We start from the raw sequence: 22924 nt of genomic DNA, 5'->3' as shown, positions 1-22924 counted from the left end.
CGGCCAATCGCGACCGTTCGAGCGCAGCCCCGCACTTTGAGGAGCCCCATGGACGCCTGCACCCTCGGCGACCTCCTGGACGTCATCGGCGGCCCCGCGCTGCGCCTTCACACGGCCCCCGACGGGCTCGCCGCCCCGGTCACCGAGGCGCTGCTGTACGACGCCGAGGCGCAGGTCCCGTATGCGCCGGGAGCGCTGCTGCTGGCCGTCGGTGTGCGGGCGTCGGCCGCCGGTCCTCTTGTCCGGGCGGCCGCGGAGGCCGGGATGACCGGCCTTGTCGTACGCGGTCCGGACGGGCCGGTCGGCGAGGCGGAGGCGCACGGCCTCGCGCTGCTGTCGGTCGACGAGGACGCGGCCTGGCACCACGTCCACCTGCTGCTGTCCTCGGCGATCGCGGCTCGGCCTGCACCGTCGGTGAGCGGCCTCGGGGACCTGTTCGCGCTCGCGGACGCGGTCGCCGCGGCGACCGGCGGTGCGACGGCCGTGGAGGACCCGCGCCAGCGGATCCTCGCCTACTCCACGGTTCCGGGCCAGCCGGTCGACGAGGACCGGCGGCAGAGCATCCTCGGCCTCCGGGTGCCGGCCAGCACACCCAACACCGAGCAGTACCGGGCGCTGTTCGCCGCCCCCGGGCCGGTACGGATGCCCGCGCTCCGGGACGGCGACCTGCCGCGCCTCGCGGTCGCCGTCCGCGCGGGCGGCGAGACGCTCGGCTCGGTCTGGGTGGTCGACGACGGCACGCTCGCACCCGACGCGGAGGAGACCCTGACGCAGGGCGCGTCCACGGCGGCCCTGCTCCTGCTGCGGGCCCGGGCGGCCCAGGAGCTGGCCCGCCACCAGAACAGCGACCTGCTGCGCCGGGTGCTCGACGGCACGGCGGACCCGTCGACCGCCTTCGAACGCCTGGGCCTCGAGGGCACGGTCCGGGTGGCCGCCTTCGTACTGGACGCCGCGAGCCTCCCGGACGCCGAGCAGACCGCACTGCGCCTGCTGGACGTCGTACGACTGCAGTGCGAGGCGCGTTACGGGCGGCACGCGTGCGTGCTGGTCGACGGGGTGGTGTACGCCGTCCTTCCCGGGCCGGGCGCGCGCCACAAGCGGCTGGCCGAGGACATCGTGGCGCGGGCCGGGCAGGCACTGCGGGTGCCCGTGCGGGCGGCGCTGGGCGAGGTGGTGGCGGGGCCGGCGGAGGTCGTGGGTTCGCGGGAGGACGCCGACCTGGTGCTGCGGGTGCTCGGACCGGAGCTGCCGGTGGCGACAGTGGACGAGGTGCGCCCGCGGGTGACGCTGCTGCGGCTCGCGGAAGTGCTGGGCGAGCGGCGGGAGTTGAGCGCGGGGGCATGGCGGCGGGTGCTCGCGTACGACGAGCGGCACGGCACCGACTACGCGCGCACCCTGGTCGGCTGGTTCGACGCGGGCTGCGACATGGCGGGCGCGGCGAAGCTGCTCGCCGTGCACCCGAACACCTGCCGCTACCGGCTGAAGCAGGCACAGCGGCACGTCGGGATCGACCTCGACGACCCCGACGAACGGCTGGTGCTGTGGCTTCAGCTGAGGACGCTGGCAGGGCTCAAAGGGCCTGAAGGAGCCACTTCCTGAGGCGTTCCTCGCAGGTGCGCAGGTGCTCGACGGGCACGTACTCCTCCGCCGTGTGCGCCAGCGCCGGGTCTCCGGGGCCGTAGTTGACGGCGGGCGTGCCGAGCACGGCGAAGCGGGCCACGTCCGTCCAGCCGAGCTTGGGGCGGGGCGAGGCGCCGAGCGCGGACACGAGGCCTGCGAGGCGGTCCAGCCCCGGGAGCGCGCCCGGCACCACTTCGGTGACGCGGACCTCGTACTCGGGGAAGAGCCTGCGCACGTACTCCTCCGCCTCCTGCGGCGAACGGCTGGGCGCGAAGCGGGAGTTGACGGTGATCACGCATTCGTCCGGTACGACGTTCCCGGCGACCCCGGCGCGTACCGCGACCGCGCTCAGGCCCTCCCGGTACTCCAGCCCGTCGATCACGATCCGCTCCGGCGTGTGGTCGTGGAGCCGCTGGAGGACGGGCGCGGCGAGGTGCGCGGCGTTGACGCCCATCCAGGAGCGGGCGGTGTGGGCGCGCGCGCCGCGCACCACGATCTCGGCGGTGAGGACGCCCTGGCAGCCGGCCTCGACGCCCGCGTCGGAGGGTTCCATGAGGACGGCCAGGTCGGCGTCCTCCAGCAGGTCGGGGCGTTCCGCGGCGATCCGGTGCAGCCCGTTGCGGTCACCCTCGACCTCCTCGCACTCGTAGAAGACATAGGTGAGGTCGCGGGCGGGCGCCGGAACGGTGGCCGCGAGGCGGAGGGCGACGGCGACGCCGCCCTTCATGTCGCAGGCGCCGAGGCCGTGGACGCGGTCGCCATGGAGCCGGGAGGGCAGGTTCCCGGCGGCCGGGACGGTGTCCAAGTGCCCGGCGAGGAGCGCCCGTCGGGGCCGGCCGAGGTCGGTGCGCGCGACGACAGAGTTGCCGATCCGCTCGACGGTGAGACGGAGAAGGGGCCGCAGGGCGGCCTCGACGGCGTCCGCGATCCGGCCCTCCTGCCCGCTCTCGGAGGGGATGTCGACCAGGGCCCGGGTGAGGGCGACGACATCGGAGGTGAGGTCGAGCGGGACTGTCTGCCGCCCGGCCTCGGTCCGAATTCCGACTGCGTCCACTGACCGCCCTCTCCGCTGTTCCGCTGCTCGACCCGATGATGCGGACGGACGGGCGGACAGCGGTGAAAGGATCGGCCAGAGACAACGGGAACGCTTTGGCACATCGGCCAACCGCTTGCGCTCAGCGAAGGGCTTCGGCCACCTCCCGAGCCGCGTCGACCACCCGCGGCCCGACCCGCTCCGGCACCGCGTCGGCCAGCATCACCACACCGACGCTGCCCTCGACCCCGGTGACCCCGAGGAGCGGCGCCGCGGCCCCACTGGCCCCCGCCTCCAACTCCCCATGAGTCAGCGTGTACCCGCACTCCCCTGCCGGCTTGGCCCGCGCGGCAAGGATCGCCCTGCCCGCGGCGCCCCGGTCCAAGGGGTGCCTGAACCCGGCCCGGTACGCCACGTGATAGTCCGTCCACGTCGGTTCGACCACGGCCACGGCCAGCGCGTCCGCCCCGTCCACCAGCGTCAGATGGGCCGTCGCACCTATGTCCTCGGCCAGCGACCGGAGCGCCGGCAACGCGGCCTCCCGCACCAGCGGATGCACCTGCCGGCCGAGCCTGAGCACCCCGAGCCCGACCCGGGCGCGGCCGCCCAGGTCACGCCGTACGAGCGCATGCTGTTCCAGTGTGGCGAGCAACCGGTACACCACGGTGCGGTTCACGCCCAGTTTGTTGGATAGCTCGGTGACGGTCAGCCCGTGGTCCGTATCGGCCAGCAGCTTGAGGACACGCAGTCCCCGGTCGAGCGTCTGAGAGGTCTCCGCGGTCACGACGCCCACTCCTCCAAGTGGTGAGGTCGGCGACCTCCGAGCGGCGGTGCGTCACCGAGTCCCGTCGGTGACGCGCAACAGAGGCCGCCGATCGGCCGGCGGCCCGGCCGATGCCGGGCCGCGTCGCTTCACGGCTGCGCTCCGCGGCGGCGCTGCCACGGGGCGTGTGCGTAGCCGGACAGTAGCGAAGGGAGTTCGCTGAGCGGAAGTCTCCGTCCAGAATCCGGGCACACACGGGGAGGGAGTAACTCCGTATGTCCCGATACGTACGGCGTGAAAGGTCCGGCACGCAACGGCCGTTCACCGCATGCGCGTGGCCCACTCCTGCACCTTGGCGATCCGCTGCCGCAGCTGCCCTGCCGTGGCCTCGGCGCTCGGCGGGCCGCCGCAGGTGCGGCGCAGTTCGGTGTGGATGACGCCGTGGGGCTTGCCGCTCTGGTGGACGTACGCGCTGACCATGGTGTTGAGCTGCTTGCGCAGCTCCATCATCTCCTTGTGCGAGACGACGGGCCGCCGTTCGGCGGGCAGCTCCAGCAGGTCCGCCTCGGTGTCCGGCTTCTTTCGGCTGTGCGCGATCTGCCGCGCCTGCCGCTTCTGGAGGAGGAGCTGCACCTGGTCGGGTTCGAGGAGCCCCGGGATGCCGAGGTAGTCCTGCTCCTCCTCGCTTCCCGGATGGGCCTGCATGCCGAACTCGGCGCCGTCGTAGAGCACCCGGTCGAAGACGGCGTCGGACTCCAGCGCCTCGAAGGAGAACTCCTCCTGCTCACCGGTGTCCTCGTCCTGCTCCTTGTTCGCCTCCTCCATCTCCTTCTCGGATTCGGCGTACGGGTCCTCCTCGCCCTCCTTCTTCGGCTTGTCGAGGGCGTGGTCGCGTTCGACCTCCATCTCGTTGGCGAAGGTGAGGAGGTCCGGGACGGTGGGGAGGAAGACGGACGCGGTCTCGCCGCGCCGCCGCGAACGCACGAAACGGCCGACGGCCTGGGCGAAGAAGAGAGGGGTGGAGATGGTGGTGGCGTACACGCCGACCGCGAGGCGTGGCACGTCGACGCCTTCCGACACCATCCTGACGGCGACCATCCAGCGGTCGTTGCTCTCGCTGAACTCGTCGATCCGCTTCGAGGCGCCGGCGTCGTCGGAGAGGACGAGGGTCGCCTTGTTGCCGGTGATCTCGCGGATCAGCTTGGCGTAGGCCCGCGCGGAGTCCTGGTCGGAGGCGATGACGAGGGCGCCCGCGTCCGGGATGGCCTTCCTGACCTCGGTCAGCCGCTGGTCGGCGGCGCGCAGGACGCTGGGCATCCACTCGCCGCGCGGATCGAGGGCGGTGCGCCAGGCCTGGCTGATCGCGTCCTTGGTCATGGGCTCGCCGAGCCGGGCGGCGATCTCGTCACCGGCCTTCGTACGCCAGCGCATGTTGCCGCTGTAGGAGAGGAAGATGACGGGCCGCACGACGTGGTCGGCGAGCGCGTTCCCGTAGCCGTAGGTGTAGTCGGCGGCGGACCGCCGGATCCCGTCGTTGCCCTCCTCGTACGTCACGAAGGGGATGGGGTTGGTGTCGGAGCGGAACGGCGTACCGGTGAGCGCGAGCCGCCGCGTGGCCGGCTCGAAGGCCTCCAGACAGGCCTCGCCCCAGGACTTGGAGTCACCGGCGTGGTGGATCTCGTCGAGGATGACGAGGGTCTTGCGCTGCTCGACGCGGTTGCGGTGCAGCATGGGCCGCACGCCGACACCGGCGTACGTGACGGCCACGCCCTGGTAGTCCTTGCCGAGCGGGCCCGCGCTGTACTCGGGATCGAGCTTGATGCCTATACGGGCCGCCGCTTCCGCCCACTGCTTCTTCAGATGCTCGGTCGGCGCGACCACGGTCACCTGCTGCACGACGTGGTGGTGCAGCAGCCAGGAGGCGAGCGTCAGCGCGAAGGTCGTCTTGCCGGCGCCGGGGGTGGCCACGGCGAGGAAGTCGCGGGGCTGCTCCTGGACATACTTCTCCATCGCCCCCTGCTGCCAGGCACGCAGCTTGCTGGCGGTGCCCCAGGGGGCGCGGCCGGGGAAGGCGGGAGAGAGATGGTGGGAGTGCGAGGCAGAGCTGGCTGCGGCGGTGGTAGTCACGGTCTCCGTGGGGTGGTCGGACTGCTCGGCTGGGTATGACAACCGGGCCACCCTACCGGCGCGCCGGTTGGGTCAACGCGCGGACGGGGCCACGTCGCCGACGGGTGGGACCGAGGTCACAGTCAGCGTGCGAAGCGAGGCAGCTGGGCCGCGATCTTGGGTACGTCCAGGGCGCCTTGACAGACATCCAGCACGAACAGCTCCGCTTCATCCACATCGAAGTCGGCGTCCAACGGGTGCCCGTTCATATGGAGGAATACCCAGGTCGCGTACCAGGCGATGCGCTTGTTGCCGTCCACGAGGGCATGGTTGCGGGCGAGTGACTCCATCAGCGCGGCGGCCTTCTGCCACACGTCGGGATAGGCGTCCTGCCCGAAGACACTCGACTGCGGACGCGCCAGGGCCGAGTCCAGCAGCCCGTAGTCGCGCACCTCGTCCGCCCCGAGCCGCTGTGCGAGGTTCAGCAGCTCGGGCAGGGTGAGGTAGTGCATCAGGCGAGCCTCCGGTTCAGCTCGGCGCTCGCCTTCAGGACGTGCTCGGCAGCCTCGTTGAACAGCCGAGAGTGCTCGTTTATGGCCGCGATCACCGCGTCGTGCGCAAAGGCCTGCATACTGCGCCCCTCGGCCGCCGCACGCTCACGCAGGGCGTCGAGCTCTTCGTCCGTGAACCGCAGGTTCAATCCAGCCATGCTTCGACGGTACTACGTGGTACCACCCGGTGTCACCCGGATCCGTCCATGGTCGTCCTCAGCCGCGCACTCATCCAAGCCCGCCGCCGCCCATTCATGAACGGCGTATGGCAGTCCCGTTGCAGCCCCCGTGTTTCCCTTGAGCCCACTCCCGGCCCCGCCGTACGGTCGTTTCACCGAGTTCGGAGCGGAGCCCAGCGCTCCACCCCGACCCGGCCGTGTGCCCGAGTGGCTTAGGGACTCGCCTGCAAAGCGAGGTACGTGGGTTCAATTCCCGCCACGGCCTCAGGCTGCCTGACCAGGCAGAACGGAAGGGCGGCATCCGCTGAGGGTGCCCGCCCTCAGTGTGTTCCGGCCGCGTGCCACAGGCCCCCTTAACGGTCACAGGATCCCGCCCGCCTCGTCCTGGAAGGCCTCCGTCCAGTAGTGCCGGCCGGGCTCCGTCGTGAGGGTGGTCGGGTCGATGGTCGACAGGGTGTGGATCATCGTCGTGGCCAGTTGGTCGTAGGTGTCGGTCGTCAGCTCTCCTGCCAGGTCCTCGTCGATGGCCCTCTCGCGGTGCAGGAGCCAGAGGGTGAAGGCCAGGGTGGAGACGTCCGTGTTCAGCGGGTACAGGGTGGCCTCGGGCTCGCTCCAGTTGAGGACCGCGCCCGTTTCACCGTCGACCACCAGGCTGTTGTCCTCGACGAGGCTGCCCAGCCGTATCAAGTGGGGGGCCCTGTACGGGAGTCGGGCCGGATCGAAGCCGTCCGGGCCCTGGTAGGCGTAGTGCTCGGCCAGGGTCGGCAGGGGGACGTCCGTGTCGAGGTGGAAGAGCACACCCTCCTCCGGCAGGCCCGTATCGCGCAGGAAGCGGCGGGTCGGCTCGTGGGTGAGGGTCGAGGGGAAGTCGACGTCCTCGAAGCGCCACACCTTGCCGTGGCCGAACTCCCCGTCCAGGAGGCGGGTGGGGAGGTCGAGCGCGAGGCCGGAGGCCGTTCCCGGACCCGCCACCAGGGACAGGGGGCGGATCAGTGCCGCCATCTTCCAGAACGGCGGCAGTTCGCCGTCCGTGCCCTCCTCGAACACCGCCAGCAGATGGCGTGACGCCTCCGCCGCCGCCTTCGGGCCGAAACGGCCCGCGTAGGACGCGAACCGGCCGCGCAGCCCGGCCAGTTCGTCCGCCGCAGTCGCGAACCGCACCAGCGTGCCGAGCGACGGTGCCAGCGGGCGGCTGTCCATCAGGTCGGGACGGTCGTGCAGGAAGTACGTCGTCGCGATCTCCCCCGTCGCACCGTCCAGCAGCACCGACTCCGTCTCCAGGCCCCGAGGGTCGAGCAGCGCCCCTATGACCAGCTGGTCCCGCAGCTCCGCCGCCAGCCGGCCGTCGGGGTCGCCGGTGGAGTCCCCGACCGTCCGCAGGCCTTCCCGGACCAGTTCCTCGAAGGTGAACAGACCGCTGTCGCCCGGCAGTCCGGGCCCCGTCAGCCAGCGGCGCGTCGCCCCGTGCGTGACGTAAGGATCGAGTTGGTCCTCGGTCAGCGTGATCACCGCCGTGGCGGCACTGGTCGTGCTCATTGATTCCCCCGCATGTGCTTCGTCACATGTGCCTCGGCGCATGTGTCTGCTCACAGTCCCCGCGCAGGGCGCGGCCGGGCATGCACCGTCGCGCCGTACGACTCCGGCGGCCGTTCCCCACTGCTCAGAACAGTACGCCCCGCCACTGACAACGCCCCGGACCACAGGACGCTCAGCGCACCCTCGCCCGTTCCCGCCCCGCGAGGATCGCCTCCACCGTCTCCCCCACCGTCAGCTCCGAACTGTCCAGCCACAGCCCGAGCCGGGGCGTGTGCGCACGCAGCGCCCCGTCCAGGTCCTCGACCGTCCACGCGCCGTAGCCCGTCTTCGCCCGCCCCGCCTCCCGCGCGGCCACGGCCTCGGGTCTCGGAGCCAGTACGACGACGTACAGGGGCCGCGTGCGTACGAGGCCGACGTACGACGTCAGGTCCTGCCCCAGCACCACGTCCTGGACCACCGCCGTGAACCCGGCCTCCGCGTACGTGTCCGCGGTCGCCGCCGACAGCCGGTACCGCAGCCGGAGCTGCGCCTCTCCCTCGCCGTCGGCCCCGGGGACGTAATCCTCGCGCCCGGACACGATCATGCGGCGGAAGACATCACCACGCACGTGTGCCGCCCGCGGCAGCCTCTCTGCCAGCGTCTGCGCCACCGTCGACTTGCCGGACGCCATCACACCCGTGATGACGACAACGCCCCTCACGCGACGTACACGCCACCCGGCACGATCACCGATCGTGCGGTCACCGGTCGGTCACCACGGCGGCCTGCGGTCTTATCGGCAGCCGGTTCACCGGGCGGCCCGTGGCGGCCCGTACGGCGGAGGCGATGGCGGCCGGGGAGGTGACCACCGGGACCGCGCTGACGGCCTTCGCGCCGAAGGGGGCGACCACGTCGCGTTCCTCGACGAGCTTGACGATCCGGATGTCCGGGGCGTCCAGGGCGGTCGGCAGGGCGTAGCCCGTCAGGTCGGGGTGGCGGATCAACCCGCGCGCGGTACGCAGGTTTTCCGTCAACGCGATGCCCACTCCCTGCGTCACGCCCGCCTCGATACGGGCGGCCAGCTGGGCCGGGTTGAGGACCCGGCCGACGTCCTGGGCGAGCGCCAGCTCGACGACCCGTACCGAGCCGAGTTCGATGTCGACGTCGACGACCGCGCGGATCGCGCAGAACGCCATGCCGACGAAGGCATCACCCTGACCGGCCTCGTTCAGCGGCTCCGTCGGGTGGGGTCTGCACTGGGCCGTGGCCCACAGTTCCTTGCCGTCCATCGCCTCGGTGACGGTGGTCGACAGGACGCCGTCGTACGAGGTGATCTTGCCGTCGGTGATCTGGAGGAGCTCGGTCGACATGCCGAACTTGTGCGCCAGGGGCTGCAGAAGCTGCGTGCGGACCATCTTGGCCGCGCGCTCCACCGCACCGCCGGACACCCACGTGTGGCGGCCGCGGCAGCCCGCGCCGGCGGGCGGCTGGTCGGTGTCGACCGGCGCCACGTGCACCTCGTCGATGCCGAGGGTCTCCTGGACGATCTGGCGGGCCAGCGTGGTGAATCCCTGACCGGTCTCCACGGCCGCGCAGAGCACGGTCGCCACGCCGTCCTGGACCTTGACCGTCGCGGTGGACACCTCGTCGGCACCCTCCGCGCCGAGCATGTGGACCATGCCCAGGCCGTAGCCCACGCCCCGCCGCACCGCGCCCGGTTCACCCGCGCCCTCGGGGCCACCGGGCAGCAGCCACTCTTCCTCGGGGGTGTCCTTGGGCAGCGCGGGGAGCGGGAAGTCGCGGACGGCCTGCAGCAACTCCGCCACCGGGGCCGGGCAGGTCACCGTCTGGCCCGTCGGGAGTACGTCCCCGGTGGCCATCACGTTGCGCAGGCGCAGTTCCGCCGGATCCATGCCCAGCTTCTTCGCCAGCTTGTCCATCTGGGCCTCGTACGCGGCGCACACCTGCATCGCGCCCTCGCCCCGCACATGGCCGGAGGGCGGGTTGTTGGTGCGTACGGCCCAGCCCTCGATGAAGGCGTTCGGGACGACATAGGGGCCGCAGGCGAAGCCGACGGCGGCCGCGAGGGCCTCGGAGGACGTGTCGGCGTACGCGCCCGCGTCGAGGAGGATCTGCGCCTCGACCTTCACCAGCCTGCCCTCGGCGTCGGCGTGGTGCCGGTAGCGCAGGAGGGTCGGGTGCCGGTGCGTGTGGCCGAGGAAGGACTCTTCGCGCGTCGCGGTGAGCTTCACCGGGCAGCCGGTTTTCAACGCGAGGAGACCCAACGGGAGTTGGAAGCCCTGGTCCTCGCGGTCGGCCGTCGCACCGGGGACTCCGGTGACGACGATCTTGACGCGTTCGGGTTCGAGGCCGTAGCAGGCGGCAGCGGTGTCGCGGTCCGCGTGCGGGTCGGTGGAGGCGAGGTAGAGCTCGACGCCGCCGTCGGGGCGGGGCACGGCGAGGCCGGCCTCGGCACCGATGGGGGCCGGGTCCTGGCGGCCGATGCGGTACTGGCCCTCGACGACGATCTCGCCGGCCGCGTCCGGGTCGCCGTGCCGCAGCGGGATGTGCCGGATCAGGTTGCCGTCGGGGTGCAGCGGCTCGGCCTCGAAGGCCTGCTCGGGGTCGGTCACCGGGTCGAGTACTTCGTACTCGACGATGACGGCCGCGGCGGCCATCCGCGCGGTGTCCGGGTGGTCGGCGGCGACGGCGGCGATGGGCTCGCCGTGGTGGCGCACGACCTCGGAGGCGAACACGGGCCGGTCGGCGTTGCGGCGGCCGTGGCGGGCGGTGCCCGGCACGTCCTCGTGCGTGACGACGGCCCGTACGCCCGGCATCTCGCGCGCGTGGGACGTGTCGATGGACACAATGCGCGCGTGCGGGTGCGGCGAGCGCAGTACGGCGGCCCACAGCAGGCCCTCGGCCCACAGGTCCGCCGCGTACGGGAACGTGCCCTCGGTCTTGGCGCGGGTGTCGGCGGCCGGCAGGGAGGCGCCGAGGCCGTGCGGCAGCTGCTCGGGAGCGGGTGCGGCCTCCGCGGCGGTGGTCGCGGTGGCGGCTTCGTTGCTCACGCCTGGCCTCCGTCCTGTCCGTACGCCTGGTCATGCGGTCCCGACGGTGCGGGGAACCCGGGTGACTCGAACGCCGACGCGTTGACACCGCCGGCTCCGGGACCCGCCTGGTGAGGGATACGTGCCTCGTCGCCGTCCTGTTCGGAAGCGTCACCCGCGGAGTGCGCCTCGCGTTCGGCGACGACCTCCTGGACGGCCTCCACGACGCCCCGGTAGCCGGAGCAGCGGCACAGGTTGCCGCACAGGGCCTGGCGGGTCTCCAGCTCGGTCGGCGCCGGGTTGCCCTCCAGCAGGTCGTGCACGGTCATCGCCATGCCGGGCACGCAGAAACCGCACTGCACGGCGCCGCACCGGGCGAGCGCCCGCTGCACGTCCGAGGGCTGCCCGTCGACGGCGAGGCCCTCGACGGTGCGTACCTCGCTGCCGGCGGCGGTCACGGCGGGCACCAGGCAGGAGGCCACGAGGCGTCCGTCGACCTGGACGTTGCAGGCCCCGCACTCACCCTGGGAGCAGCCGTCCTTGGCGCCCGCGAGGCCGAGCCGCTCGCGCAGCACGTAGAGCAGCGACTCGCCGATCCAGGCGTCGGAGACGGGGCGCTCGACGCCGTTGACGCGCAGGACGTAGGAGGCGAGGGGGTGCTCGTCGCCGGGGGGCGGCGGGGCCTCGTCGGCGGTTTCGGTGTCGGAGCCGTCGGCGGCGTCCGGGCCGACCGAAGTGTCCGAACTGTCCGGAGAGTCGGGCATGTTGGAGGCGTCGGGTTCGGCCGACGTCCGCGCGGCCGGTCCGACGGCGTCCGGCCCGGCATCCGCCGCGGGCTCCGCGAGGGGCTCCACGGCCCCCTCAGGCGCCTCTGCGGCCTCCTGGGCACTCTCTGCCGCCCGAGCGTCCTCACCGGGCCCGTGCGCGGGCTGTGAGGCGGCTACGTCGGCGGGTGCCTCCATGTAGGCGTCGGCGGGCGGAGCTCCGTATTCGTCGGCATGAGGGCCGGACTGCTCAGGGGTGTGCGCCCGCGCGTTCTCGGACTCGTGCGCGGCCGGGTCCGGCTCCACGGGCGCCTGCGCGGCGCCTGCGTGCTCGGCAGACCGGTCGCCGGTGTGGGCCGGGGGCTGCTCGTACGCGTGCCCGGAGCCGTCCTCGGGCGCCGTCGGCTCCTCGGTCTGCGGCTGCCCCCAGGGCTGTCCCGCGGCCTCCGTCGCCCAGGGGGCGGGGGCGCCGCCCGGGAGCGTGGCCGGCGGCGTGCCGCCCCACTGCTGGACCAGGGACGACGTGGTGAACTCGCCCGATTCGTCCGGGAGGTCGCCACCGGCCACGGGGATCGACCACTGCCCGGTCACATCGTGGCCCGGCGCGGGGGCGGACTCCCGGGGCGCCGTCTCCTCGAAGTTCCACTGCTGGGTGGCCGCGGGGTTGTACGAGAACCGGTCGCCCGTGGTGTCCTGCGGCACGGCGTTGGGGTCGGGCCACCGGGCGCCGTCGGCGGGCACGGCCCAGTTGCCGGTCGCCGCCGGGTCGGTCCCCGCGCCCGCGCCGGGCTCGGCCGTTATCGGCGGCGGCACATAGCCGTGGCCGGGCGCCGCAAGGGGACTGTCGGCGGAGGCCAGGAGGGCGTCGATCCCCCCTTCGGGGAGTTTCACGAAGGCGGTGGCGCCGTCGTCGTAGTCGCCCTGGGGCAGCGGGTCCCAGCGGCCGCCGCCGTGGGGTGTGCCCTCTCCGTGCTGGTCGTCGGTCACGACAGCGCCCTCCCCAGTGCTCGTCGGGCCAGCGCGGCGACGGTGCGCCGCAGGTGCAGTACGGCGGGCGGAAGCTGTTGGACGGTGCCGTCCGGTTCGGGAACGGGGTCGGGGATGCAGGCCGCCGCGACGTACTCCCCGAAGGCGGTCAGCGCCTCCGGGACGATCGTCCGGCCGTTGTCCCAGTCGATGAGCCGGGCGACCCACTGCTCGGCGTCCAGGGGCCTGAGCGGCATCGGCGCTATGGCACCGACGGCACACCTGACTCCGCGCCGGGCGGGGTCGAGGACGAGCGCGACGGACGCGACCGCGCGTCCGGGGCCGGTCCGGCCGGTCGCCTTCAGGAAGACCTGCGGCGCGTGCAGCAGCGGCACGCGCACGTACCCGATGAGTTCACCGGCGCGCAGCATGTCGACCGCGGCCAGCAGGTGCGACACCGGGATCTCCCGGCGGGCTCCGCCCGGGCCCGCGATGATCAGTGTCGCCTCCAGGGCGGCCAGCACCGGCAGCGCGTCCCCGGTGGGGGACGCCGAGGCGATGTTGCCGCCCAGGGTGCCCGCGTTGCGGATCTGCGGCGGGCCCGCCGCGCGCGCGGCGGCGGCGAGCGCCGGGATCAGGGCCGCGAAGTCCGGGCGCCCCATGCGCGCGTGCGTGAGCCCGGCGCCGAGCAGAGCGTGTCCGTCCTGGTACTGCCAGCCGCGGATCTCGCTGATCCTGCCGAGACCGACCAGTGCGGCGGGCCTGAGCTGCCCGGAGTTGACGGCTGCCATGAGGTCGGTGCCGCCGGCCACCGGGACGGCGGCGGGCACGGCGGTGAGCGCCGCCACGGCCTCGTCCAGCGTCGTGGGCAGCGTGACGGCCTGCGCCGCCTGCGGTGCGTGCGTGGTCAAAACCGGCTGCCCCTTCCCGCTGCCCCACCTGGTCCCACCTGTGCTGCCGTACGGTACGTGCTGACAGGGCGGACGTGGCAACTCTGGCACATCTTCGCAAGCCCCGAAGACGGGGGACCGCTAGGAGGCATTCGCCCACTTCACCAGGGAGATGTTCCGTTTTCGTGCAGCATCACCGGTGCGCACGAATTGCCACTCTTCGGTGATGCTTACGACGTTTTTGCCTTACCTGTTCGGGAGCTCACTTACCTGTTCGGGGGCACCCCGTCCAGCGGCCGCCCGAGCACGCCGGGACGCTTCTGCCAGGGCAGTGGGCCGGTCGGCGGCCGGTAGCCCACTCCCAGGGCGTCAAGCCGCCGGTAGTGGACGGCCATCCGCCGCTCGAAGCCGGCGAAGTCCCGTTCCGCCGGGGCGGGAAGCGCACTCCAGGCCACCTCCGAGAAGGCCGAAAGCCGCGGGTACGTCTGGTAGTCCACCCGTGCGGGGTCCTCCATCACCTCGGTCCACACGTTGGCCTGCGTGCCGAGCACGTGTTCTGCCTGGCCGGGCGTCAACTCCGGTGGAACGGGCTCGAACCGGTAGACGTCCTCAAGGGTGCGCACGTAACCGATCGGCACCGGCTCGTCCTCGCCCGCCGCCTGGCGGTGGTCCAAGTACACGTACTGCTCGGGGCACATGACCACGTCGTGACCGGCCCGGGCCGCGGCGACCCCGCCCTCGTACCCGCGCCACGAGGACACGGCCGCGCCCGGCGCGAGCCCGCCCTCCAGGATCTCGTCCCAGCCGATGAGCCTGCGCCCGCGCGCGGTCAGCCACTTGTCGAAGTGACCGATGAACCACGCCTGCAACTCGTCCTCGTCCGCGAGCCCGAGTTCCTTGATGCGGTCCTGCGCGGCCGGCGACTGCCGCCACTGGTCCTTGAGGCATTCGTCACCGCCGACGTGAATGAACTCCGACGGGAACAGACCGAGGAGTTCCTCGAACACCCCCTCGTAGAAACGCAGGGTGTTGTCGGTGGGCGCGAGTACGTTGGCGGAGATCCCCCAGTTGTCCCAGACGGAGAGGGCGGTGCCCCCCTTGGAGGATGCAGCGATGACGTCGGTGTTGCCGAGCTCCGGGTATGCGGCGACGGCGGCCTGCGAGTGGCCGGGTACGTCGATTTCGGGGACGACGGTGATATGCCGCTCGGCGGCGTGGGCGACGATCTCGCGGATGTCGTCCTGGGTGTAGAAGCCACCGTGCGGCTTCTCCTCCCACAGCGGTGAGGCCCGGTGGCCGAATTTCGTGCGCGCCCGCCAGGAGCCGACCTCGGTCAGCCGCGGGTACCTCTTGATCTCGACGCGCCAGCCCTGGTCGTCCGTCAAGTGGAAGTGGAAGACGTTGAGTTTGTGTGCGGCCATCAGGTCGAGGTGGCGCAGGACGCCTTCCTTGGGCGTGAAGTGCCGGGCGACGTCGAGCATGAGACCGCGCCAGCGGAAGCGGGGGGAGTCCTCGATCGTGAGGTGCGGCACGGCCCATGTGCGGTCGCGGTCGAGCGGGGCCCTGCGGTGGGCGTCGGGGCCGAGGAGCTGCCGCAGGGTCTGGGCACCCCAGAAGACACCGGCCGCGTCGCCGCCCTCGATGAGGACGCCGTTCCGGTCGCTGACGAGGCGGTACTCCTCGGGACCGAGCCCTGGGGCGAGCCGGAGCGCGATGCCGTCGCCGTGCGCGTCGTCGAGTTCCCGCCCCTCCGGCAGGGGCAGCCCCGTGGCCTGCCAGAGGACGGTGCGCAGCCAGCGCCCGACGCCCTCCGTTGCCGTACCGGCGTGGAACCGGGAATCGGCCGTCAGCCGAACCTCGCCGGCACCGGTGACGACGCTGCGGGGCGCGGGAATCAGTTCCGTCTGTGAAGTCACGTCGGTCCTTGCGGGAAGCGGCTGAACGGGCCGGGGCCTCATGCACACGAACCGAGGCCCCGAAGACGCGCCGAAACGCGCTCCGGGGCCTCGCCGAGCTCGAGCCGGAGGCGGGATCACCTGCCTCGGGCCTCAGGCAGGACTACTTGTCGCCGTCCTTGCCCTTGTCGCCGCCGGCGCCCATGGACTCGTAGATCTCCTTGCACATGGGACACACCGGGTACTTCTTCGGGTCCCGGCCGGGCACCCACACCTTGCCGCACAGCGCCACGACGGGGGTCCCGTCGAGGGCACTCGCCATGATCTTGTCCTTCTGGACGTAGTGGGCGAAGCGCTCGTGGTCGCCGTCGCCGTGGGACACCTGTGGCGTCGGCTCTACGAGGGTCCCCGTACCAGTCCCGCGCTCGGGCTCAAGAGTGCTCATAAGTGCCAAGGGTACTGAAGGTCACACGGATCAGTTGAGAGACGGGTCGTCCGGATACGTGGCCACCATCGCCAGCTCGCTGCGCTGGCGGCGCAGCACCTCGCGCCAGAGTCTTTCCGGGGACGGCGAGGAGACGTCGCCGGGCTCGGACTCGACGACGTACCAGGCACCCTCGACCAACTCGTCCTCCAGCTGGCCGGGGCCCCAGCCGGCGTATCCGGCGAAGATCCTCAGGGAGCCGAGGGCCGAGGCGAGCAGCTCGGGCGGTGCCTCCAGGTCGACCAGACCGATCGCGCCGTGCACTCTGCGCCAGCCCAGCGGCGCCCCGTCGACGGTCGCGCCGCCCGGGATGACGGCGACCCCCAGGGCCGAGTCGAGGGACACCGGGCCGCCCTGGAAGACGACGCCGGGTTCACCCGCGAGATCCGCCCAGCCCTCCAGGATGTCGCCGACGTCCACCGGCGTGGGCCGGTTGAGGACGACACCGAGGGAGCCCTCCTCGTCGTGGTCGAGAAGGAGCACCACCGCACGGTCGAAGTTCGGGTCCGCCAGGGCGGGCGTTGCCACGAGCAACCGCCCTGTGAGCGAGGACACCTCGGTCATGGCAGACATGATCCCGCATCTTGCCTCCGCGTGGGGAGGCAATGGCGGTTACCGGGTGAATGCAGCTCAGGGAGGAATGAAGCACCCAGGGCGCACGGACGGGCCGGTGACCCCATGTGGCCACCAGGGAACGGTTCGTGTTGTGACACAGCTATGACGCAGCCGGGCCGTCCTTGGGCTTACAGAAGGGGGGTGGGCGGCGATTACCCTTTCCCTTCTGGCCCCTGCCCCACTCATCGGAACGCGAGATACATGACCGTCAACGACGATGTCCTGCTTGTCCACGGCGGAACCCCGCTGGAGGGCGAGATCCGTGTCCGCGGTGCGAAGAACCTCGTACCGAAGGCAATGGTCGCCGCCCTGCTGGGCAGTGAACCGAGTCGACTGCGCAATGTTCCGGACATCCGGGACGTTCGTGTCGTACGCGGACTGCTGCAACTGCACGGCGTGACGGTCCGTCCGGGTGAGGAGCCGGGCGAGCTGGTGATGGACCCGTCCCACGTGGAGAGTGCGAACGTCGCGGACATCGACGCGCACGCGGGTTCCAGCCGTATCCCGATCCTGTTCTGCGGTCCGCTGCTGCACCGCCTCGGACACGCGTTCATCCCGGGTCTCGGCGGCTGCGACATCGGCGGCCGGCCGATCGACTTCCACTTCGAGGTGCTGCGGCAGTTCGGCGCGCGCATCGAGAAGCGGGCGGACGGACAGTACCTGGAGGCGCCGCAGCGGCTGCGCGGCACGAAGATCCGGCTGCCGTACCCGTCGGTGGGCGCGACCGAGCAGGTGCTGCTGACGGCCGTCCTCGCGGAGGGCGTCACGGAGCTCTCGAACGCGGCCGTGGAGCCGGAGATCGAGGACCTGATCTGCGTCCTGCAGAAGATGGGCGCCATCATCGCGATGGACACCGACCGCACCATCCGCATCACGGGTGTGGACCGGCTCGGCGGCTACAACCACCGCGCGCTTTCGGACCGCCTGGAGGCCGCCTCCTGGGCGTCCGCGGCGCTCGCGACCGAGGGCAACATCTATGTCCGCGGCGCCCAGCAGCGCTCGATGATGACGTTCCTGAACACCTACCGGAAGGTGGGCGGGGCCTTCGAGATCGACGACGAGGGCATCCGTTTCTGGCACCCCGGCGGCCAGTTGAAGTCCATCGCGCTCGAAACGGACGTGCACCCGGGCTTCCAGACCGACTGGCAGCAGCCGCTCGTGGTCGCGCTGACGCAGGCCACGGGCCTGTCGATCATCCACGAGACGGTCTACGAGTCCCGTCTCGGCTTCACCTCCGCGCTGAACCAGATGGGCGCTCACATCCAGCTGTACCGCGAGTGCCTGGGCAGCTCCGACTGCCGCTTCGGCCAGCGCAACTTCCTGCACTCGGCCGTCGTCTCGGGCCCGACGAAGCTCCAGGGCGCCGACCTGGTCATCCCCGACCTCCGCGGCGGCTTCTCGTACCTCATCGCCGCACTGGCCGCCCAGGGCACGTCCCGCGTCCACGGCATCGACCTCATCAACCGTGGCTACGAGAACTTCATGGAGAAGCTCGTGGAGCTGGGTGCGAAGGTGGAACTGCCGGGCAAGGCGCTCGGGTAGACGGCAGTCGTACGAACGCTGATGGGGCGGTCACCCGAGTCCGGGTGACCGCCCCATCGGCGTTGTGGTGAGCGCCCCAAAGGGGCGCGGGGAACTGCGCGACCAGCCACGGACGTCCCGTCAGCCGAGAGACGGCCTGCAGTTACCCGGCGCTCGAAGCGGAGCGCCTACTTGCCCTTCGCGGCTTCCTTGAGCTTGCTGCCCGCGGAGACCTTGACGCTGTAGCCGGCCGGGATCTGGATCGGGTCGCCGGTCTGCGGGTTGCGCGCGGTGCGAGCGGCACGGTGGGTGCGCTCGAAGGTCAGGAAGCCGGGGATGGTGACCTTCTCGTCGCCCTTGGCGACGATCTCGCCGACGGTCTCGGCGAACGCGGCCAGCACGGCGTCGGCGTCCTTGCGGGTCACCTCGGCGCGGTCGGCCAGCGCGGCCACCAGCTCACTGCGGTTCATGTTGTTACTCCCGTGTTCTTCTTGCCGTTGAGGCGTGCCACGCGGCGGAGCCGCATATCGGGCACGGTGAAGCCGATGCTGCCAGGGTCCTCGGAGAGGCCCCGGGCCCGGGTCCGTGGTCAGACCCCTCGCGCCCAGGGACGCATCCTGCCCCTACCTGCGGCGCGAAAGCCAATCCGGCACCCGCAGGAGTCGTGAGAACACCCTTGGGAGTCACACGAAAAGAGGGCCTGAGCCTGGCCGACACGATAAACGGCGACCAGGAGGGTCAGGTTCCCCGACGCGCCGGTGCAAGGCCTTGCCGTGGCGATCCTCACAACCCGCGGAAAAGGCCCTGCAAGCCCTTACGAGGTTGCCGCGGCCTTCGCCGCTTCCCGCACCGCGCCGGCCACCGCGCCCGCGACCTTGTCGTTGAAGACGCTCGGGATGATGTAGTTCGGGTTCAGCTCGTCCTCGGTCACCACGTCCGCGAGAGCGGTTGCGGCGGCCAGCATCATCTCGGTGTTGACCGTGCGGGACTGGGCGTCCAGCAGACCGCGGAAGACGCCCGGGAAGACCAGCACGTTGTTGATCTGGTTCGGGAAGTCGGAGCGGCCGGTGGCCACAACGGCCGCCGTCTGACGGGCGATTGCCGGGTCCACCTCGGGGTCGGGGTTCGCGAGCGCGAACACGATGGCGCCGTCGGCCATGGCGGCCACGTCGTCGCCGTCGAGGACGTTCGGGGCGGAGACGCCGATGAAGACGTCGGCGCCGCGCACGGCCTCCTTGAGGGTGCCGGTCAGGCCCTCGGGGTTGGTGTTGTCGGCGATCCAGCGCAGCGGCGAGTCGGCCGCGGCCTCCCGCAGGTCCTCGCGGCCGGTGTGCACGACGCCGTGGATGTCGGCGACGACGGCGTTCTTGACGCCCGCGGCGAGCAGCAGCTTGAGGATGGCCGTACCGGCCGCGCCGGCGCCGGACATGACGACCCGGATGTTCTCAATGGCCTTGCCGGTGACGCGAAGTGCGTTCGTCAGGGCGGCGAGGACGACGATCGCGGTGCCGTGCTGGTCGTCGTGGAAGACGGGGATGTCGAGGGCCTCGCGCAGGCGCGCCTCGATCTCGAAGCAGCGGGGCGCGGAGATGTCCTCCAGGTTGATGCCGGCGAACCCGGGGGCGATCGCCTTCACGATCTCGACGATCGCGTCGGTGTCCTGGGTGTCGAGGCACAGCGGCCAGGCGTCGATGCCCGCGAAGCGCTTGAAGAGGGCCGCCTTGCCCTCCATGACCGGGAGGGCGGCCTTCGGGCCGATGTTGCCGAGGCCCAGCACGGCCGAACCGTCCGTCACGACCGCAACCGAGTTGCGCTTGATGGTGAGGCGGCGGGCGTCCTCGGGGTTCTCGGCGATCGCCATGCAGACGCGGGCCACACCCGGCGTGTAGATCATGGAGAGGTCGTCACGGTTGCGGATGGGGTGCTTCGACGCCATCTCGATCTTGCCGCCGAGGTGCATCAGGAACGTACGGTCGGAGACCTTGCCGAGGGTGACGCCCTCGATGCCGCGCAGCTGCGTGACGATCTCTTCGGCGTGGGCCGTGGAGCTCGCCGCGATGGTGACGTCGATGCGGAGTTTCTCGTGGCCGGAGGCGGTCACGTCGAGGCCGGTCACCGAGCCTCCGTGGGACTCTACGGCGGTGGTGATCTGGGAGACCGCGGTTCCGCTCGCGGGCACCTCCAACCGGACCGTAATGGAGTAGGAGACGCTGGGCGCCGTTGCCATGGCCGACTTCCTCTGCTTTCACCGTGACGCTGGGTATGCCGTCCGATGGTCGCACCTACTGCCGAGTAGGCGTTAGCCGCTCCGTATTGCGATCGTTTTGTTCACAGCAGAAGAGGCCCGCGTCACATGGTGACGCGGGCCTCTCGATGTTCAAGTGGCACCGACCCGCCATGCTCGCCTCGCGGCAAGTGGTCGCTCGTAGCGACGAAGGTTGGGCCCGGGGGCTTGGATCGGGCCGGTGCCACACCAAGGCTAACAAACAGATCCCGTAAGGCCATTCCCGTGCCGAGAGTTCATCCGGTTCTTAACTTTGATGGAGCAGGTGCTAGTCCCTCAGCAGGTCCGGGACGGCGTTCGCGTCCGGGGCGTCGCGGTCGGCCGAGACGATGGTCAGCTGTTGGGTCGCGCGGGTGAGGGCGACGTACAGGACCCGCAGGCCGGCCGGGGACTCGTCGGCGATCTCCGCGGGCGAGACGACGACCGTCGCGTCGTACTCCAGGCCCTTCGCCTCCAGGCTGCCGAGGGCCACCACCCGGTCGCCGAGCCCGGCGAGCCAGCGGGCGGCCTCCTCGCGGCGCTGCATGGCGACGACGACGCCGACCGTGCCGTCGACACGGTCGAGGAGTCGGGCGGCTTCCTCGCGGACGGACTGCGCGAGGGAGTCCCGTACGACGCAGAAGCGCGGCTCGACCCCGGTGGACCGTACGGCTGACGGGGACTTGGCGCCCGGCATGGCGAGGGCCAGCACCTTGGCGGCCAGCTGGGCGATCTCGGCCGGGTTGCGGTAGTTGACGGTGAGCTCGAAGCGTCGCCGGGGGCGGGTGCCGAGGGCCTCGTCCCTCGCCTCGGCCGCCTCGTCGACGTCGGACCAGGAGGACTGGGCCGGGTCGCCGACAACGGTCCAGGTGGCGTGCCGGCCGCGGCGGCCGACCATGCGCCACTGCATCGGGGTGAGGTCCTGGGCCTCGTCGACGATGACGTGGGCGTACTCGGTGCGCTCCTGGGCGAGCCGCTCGGCGCGCTCGCGCTGCGACTCCTCACGCAGCGGCATCAGCTCCTCGAGGCCGGTGAGCTGGTCGAGCGGGTCCAGTTCGCGCTTCTTCCTGGGGCGGGCCGGGGTACCGAGGATCGACTGGAGCTCGTCGAGCATGGCGATGTCGTGCACGGAGTGGCCTTCGCGTCTGAGCGAGCGGGCGACCTTGCGGACCTCGTTGGGGTTGAGGATCCGGCGGGCCCAGCGGCCGAGGCGCCGCTCGTCGGACATCGCGGCGAGGACCGCCCTGGGCGTGAGCTCGGGCCACCAGGCGTCCAGGAAGGTGAGGAAGGCGTCCTCGCTCGACACGTCCTCGTCGAAGGAGGACCGCAGTTCGGCCGCCAGCTCCGGGTCGGTGTGCCGTCCCGCCGCGCCGGACTGCGCCCACAGGGCGTCGAGGAGCAGCTTGCGGGCGCGGGGGCGCAGCAGGTTCACGGGCGCGGTGCCGCCGAGCACGGCCTGGCGGATACGGCCCAGCTCGGCGGCCTCCAGCTCCAGACGGCGGCCGAAGGCGACGACCCGCAGACGGGTGGGGGTGCCGGTGGGGGCAGCGGACCCGTCCGTGTCGTCCTCGCCGAAGGCGAGCTGGCCGGAGGCGGCACGTCCGGGGTCGGCGGTCGGCCCCAGCTCCAGTGCTCCGCGCGCCGCCTTCCGCAGGACCTTGAGCATGCGGTGCGAGCCCTTGGCGCGGGCGGTGGACGGCGAGTCGTAGAGCGTGGCCTCCGCACCGTCGACGAGGGAGCCGATCGCGCGGATGGCGACCTGGCCCTCCTCGCCGAGGGAGGGGAGGACACCCTCGGTGTAGGCGACGAGCAGGGGGGTCGGGGAGACGATCAGGATGCCGCCCGCATACCGGCGGCGGTCCTGGTAGAGGAGGTAGGCGGCGCGGTGGAGTGCCACGGCCGTCTTGCCCGTACCGGGCCCGCCCTCGACATACGTCACCGAGGCGGCGGGGGCGCGGATGACCAGGTCCTGTTCGGCCTGGATGGAGGCGACGATGTCCCGCATGGTGTGGCTGCGGGCCTGGCCGAGGGCGGCCATCAGGGCGCCGTCGCCGATGACGGGCAGCTCGTTGCCGTCGAGGAAGGCCTTGAGCTCGGGGCGCATCAGGTCGTCCTCGACGCCGAGCACCTTGCGGCCCTTGGAGCGGATGACACGGCGGCGCACGACCCGGCCGGGGTCGACGGGGGTGGAGCGGTAGAAGGGCGCGGCGGCGGGCGCCCGCCAGTCGATGACCAGCGGTGCGTACTCCGAGTCCAGGACACCGATCCGTCCGATGTGCAGGGTCTCGGCGATATCGGCGGTGTCGTCGTCCCGCACGGCACCCTCAGCAGGCTCCACGGCGGTGTAGGCGCCGTCGGGGCCCTTCTTGCCGTCCTTGCCGAGCAGCAGGTCGATGCGCCCGAAGAGGAAGTCCTCGAACTCGTTGTTGAGCCGGTTGAGATGGATTCCCGCCCGGAAGACCTGTGCGTCCCGCTCGGCGAGGGCGCCGGGCGTGCCGACCTGACCGCGCTTGGCCGCGTCGTTCATCAGGAACTCGGCCTCGTGGATCTTCTCCTCGAGACGCCGGTACACCCGGTCGAGGTGTTCCTGTTCGACGCTGATCTCTCGGTCGCGTACGGAGTCGTGATCCGAGCCGACGGCGGTATCGGGTTGAGCCTGAGCGGCCACCGGACCCCCTTCTGACGTGCATGGCAGCCGTCAACCGTACG

The 22924-nt window shown here is 71.6% G+C and carries 18 protein-coding genes and 1 tRNA gene; 3 read left to right on the top strand and 16 right to left on the bottom strand.

The window, feature by feature from the left end:
* The first annotated feature begins 48 nt into the window (after positions 1-48).
* Positions 49-1599: a helix-turn-helix domain-containing protein gene (locus AB0N07_RS15715; RefSeq protein ID WP_365835147.1), complete on the top strand. Its 1551-nt coding sequence runs from the start codon at positions 49-51 to the stop codon at positions 1597-1599.
* On the opposite strand, the gene dapE is transcribed toward AB0N07_RS15715, so the two are convergent.
* The 5 genes from dapE to AB0N07_RS15690 form a co-directional block, all read right to left on the bottom strand.
* Positions 1571-2674, bottom strand: a complete 1104-nt coding sequence (gene dapE / locus AB0N07_RS15710) for a succinyl-diaminopimelate desuccinylase (protein WP_365835145.1) — start codon at positions 2672-2674, stop codon at positions 1571-1573. The two genes, AB0N07_RS15715 and dapE, sit on opposite strands and share 29 nt — an antisense overlap.
* 121 nt (positions 2675-2795) lie before the next feature.
* Positions 2796-3437 carry a helix-turn-helix domain-containing protein gene (locus tag AB0N07_RS15705; RefSeq protein WP_365835143.1) on the bottom strand — a complete coding sequence of 214 codons (642 nt, stop codon included), beginning with the start codon at positions 3435-3437 and terminating at the stop codon, positions 2796-2798.
* A gap of 300 nt (positions 3438-3737) precedes the next feature.
* On the bottom strand, positions 3738-5543 hold the full coding sequence (locus AB0N07_RS15700) for a DEAD/DEAH box helicase (RefSeq protein WP_365835141.1): 1806 nt from the start codon (positions 5541-5543) through the stop codon (positions 3738-3740).
* Between the two features lie 122 nt (positions 5544-5665).
* Entirely contained in the window at positions 5666-6034 is a 369-nt protein-coding gene (locus AB0N07_RS15695; protein WP_365835139.1) for a Fic family protein, read from the bottom strand.
* Positions 6034-6231: a hypothetical protein gene (locus AB0N07_RS15690; RefSeq protein ID WP_124441851.1), complete on the bottom strand. Its 198-nt coding sequence runs from the start codon at positions 6229-6231 to the stop codon at positions 6034-6036. Before AB0N07_RS15690 ends, AB0N07_RS15695 begins: the two co-directional genes overlap by 1 nt.
* A gap of 214 nt (positions 6232-6445) precedes the next feature.
* Between AB0N07_RS15690 and AB0N07_RS15685 the strand changes: the two genes are divergently transcribed.
* Positions 6446-6517 (top strand) — tRNA-Cys (locus AB0N07_RS15685).
* Between the two features lie 95 nt (positions 6518-6612).
* Here the strand turns inward: AB0N07_RS15685 and AB0N07_RS15680 are convergent.
* From AB0N07_RS15680 to AB0N07_RS15645, 8 genes are all read right to left on the bottom strand, one after another.
* Entirely contained in the window at positions 6613-7788 is a 1176-nt protein-coding gene (locus AB0N07_RS15680) for an SUKH-4 family immunity protein (protein ID WP_365835136.1), read from the bottom strand.
* A 172-nt stretch (positions 7789-7960) separates the two neighbouring features.
* Positions 7961-8488 carry an AAA family ATPase gene (locus AB0N07_RS15675; protein ID WP_365835134.1) on the bottom strand — a complete coding sequence of 176 codons (528 nt, stop codon included), beginning with the start codon at positions 8486-8488 and terminating at the stop codon, positions 7961-7963.
* Between the two features lie 40 nt (positions 8489-8528).
* Positions 8529-10838, bottom strand: a complete 2310-nt coding sequence (locus AB0N07_RS15670) for a molybdopterin cofactor-binding domain-containing protein (protein ID WP_365835132.1) — start codon at positions 10836-10838, stop codon at positions 8529-8531.
* Positions 10835-12568 (bottom strand): 2Fe-2S iron-sulfur cluster-binding protein, encoded by a 1734-nt coding sequence (locus tag AB0N07_RS15665; RefSeq protein WP_365835130.1) that lies wholly within the window; start codon positions 12566-12568, stop codon positions 10835-10837. Before AB0N07_RS15665 ends, AB0N07_RS15670 begins: the two co-directional genes overlap by 4 nt.
* A complete protein-coding gene (locus AB0N07_RS15660; RefSeq protein WP_030943523.1) occupies positions 12565-13458 on the bottom strand; it encodes a xanthine dehydrogenase family protein subunit M in 894 nt (297 codons plus the stop codon). Before AB0N07_RS15660 ends, AB0N07_RS15665 begins: the two co-directional genes overlap by 4 nt.
* A gap of 245 nt (positions 13459-13703) precedes the next feature.
* Complete coding sequence (locus tag AB0N07_RS15655) at positions 13704-15395, bottom strand: beta-N-acetylhexosaminidase (RefSeq protein WP_365835128.1); 1692 nt, start codon at positions 15393-15395, stop codon at positions 13704-13706.
* Positions 15396-15495: 100 nt separating this feature from the next.
* On the bottom strand, positions 15496-15777 hold the full coding sequence (locus AB0N07_RS15650; RefSeq protein WP_078912757.1) for a DUF3039 domain-containing protein: 282 nt from the start codon (positions 15775-15777) through the stop codon (positions 15496-15498).
* Positions 15778-15807: 30 nt separating this feature from the next.
* Positions 15808-16380, bottom strand: coding sequence for a YqgE/AlgH family protein (locus AB0N07_RS15645; RefSeq protein WP_099929216.1), 573 nt, complete (start codon positions 16378-16380; stop codon positions 15808-15810).
* 252 nt (positions 16381-16632) lie between these two features.
* On the opposite strand from AB0N07_RS15645, the gene murA reads away from it, so the two are divergent.
* The gene (gene murA, locus AB0N07_RS15640) at positions 16633-17973 is read left to right on the top strand and encodes a UDP-N-acetylglucosamine 1-carboxyvinyltransferase (protein WP_365835126.1); all 1341 of its coding nucleotides are present in this window, start codon (positions 16633-16635) and stop codon (positions 17971-17973) included.
* A gap of 167 nt (positions 17974-18140) precedes the next feature.
* Here murA and AB0N07_RS15635 read toward each other — a convergent pair whose 3' ends face one another.
* From AB0N07_RS15635 to AB0N07_RS15625, 3 genes are all read right to left on the bottom strand, one after another.
* Positions 18141-18422 carry an HU family DNA-binding protein gene (locus tag AB0N07_RS15635; protein WP_007382399.1) on the bottom strand — a complete coding sequence of 94 codons (282 nt, stop codon included), beginning with the start codon at positions 18420-18422 and terminating at the stop codon, positions 18141-18143.
* Positions 18423-18766: 344 nt separating this feature from the next.
* Entirely contained in the window at positions 18767-20179 is a 1413-nt protein-coding gene (locus tag AB0N07_RS15630; RefSeq protein ID WP_365835123.1) for an NAD-dependent malic enzyme, read from the bottom strand.
* Positions 20180-20504: 325 nt separating this feature from the next.
* Positions 20505-22883 (bottom strand): UvrD-helicase domain-containing protein, encoded by a 2379-nt coding sequence (locus tag AB0N07_RS15625; RefSeq protein WP_365835121.1) that lies wholly within the window; start codon positions 22881-22883, stop codon positions 20505-20507.
* Between the last annotated feature and the right edge of the window lie 41 nt (positions 22884-22924).

The sequence above is a fragment of the Streptomyces sp. NPDC051172 genome, from assembly GCF_040682555.1.
In the GTDB taxonomy this organism is placed as follows: domain Bacteria; phylum Actinomycetota; class Actinomycetes; order Streptomycetales; family Streptomycetaceae; genus Streptomyces.
This window is presented reverse-complemented; position numbering and strand designations above follow the sequence as displayed.

What these genes read in the sequence shown, in the direction of transcription:
- AB0N07_RS15715 (WP_365835147.1), top strand. Translation starts at nt 49, where the DNA reads ATGGACGCCTGCACCCTCGGCGACCTCCTGGACGTCATCGGCGGCCCC.
- AB0N07_RS15695 (WP_365835139.1), bottom strand. Translation starts at nt 6,034, where the DNA reads ATGCACTACCTCACCCTGCCCGAGCTGCTGAACCTCGCACAGCGGCTC.
- AB0N07_RS15690 (WP_124441851.1), bottom strand. Translation starts at nt 6,231, where the DNA reads ATGGCTGGATTGAACCTGCGGTTCACGGACGAAGAGCTCGACGCCCTG.
- AB0N07_RS15680 (WP_365835136.1), bottom strand. Translation starts at nt 7,788, where the DNA reads ATGAGCACGACCAGTGCCGCCACGGCGGTGATCACGCTGACCGAGGAC.
- AB0N07_RS15655 (WP_365835128.1), bottom strand. Translation starts at nt 15,395, where the DNA reads ATGAGGCCCCGGCCCGTTCAGCCGCTTCCCGCAAGGACCGACGTGACT.
- AB0N07_RS15650 (WP_078912757.1), bottom strand. Translation starts at nt 15,777, where the DNA reads ATGAGCACTCTTGAGCCCGAGCGCGGGACTGGTACGGGGACCCTCGTA.
- AB0N07_RS15645 (WP_099929216.1), bottom strand. Translation starts at nt 16,380, where the DNA reads ATGACCGAGGTGTCCTCGCTCACAGGGCGGTTGCTCGTGGCAACGCCC.
- murA (WP_365835126.1), top strand. Translation starts at nt 16,633, where the DNA reads ATGACCGTCAACGACGATGTCCTGCTTGTCCACGGCGGAACCCCGCTG.
- AB0N07_RS15635 (WP_007382399.1), bottom strand. Translation starts at nt 18,422, where the DNA reads ATGAACCGCAGTGAGCTGGTGGCCGCGCTGGCCGACCGCGCCGAGGTG.
- AB0N07_RS15630 (WP_365835123.1), bottom strand. Translation starts at nt 20,179, where the DNA reads ATGGCAACGGCGCCCAGCGTCTCCTACTCCATTACGGTCCGGTTGGAG.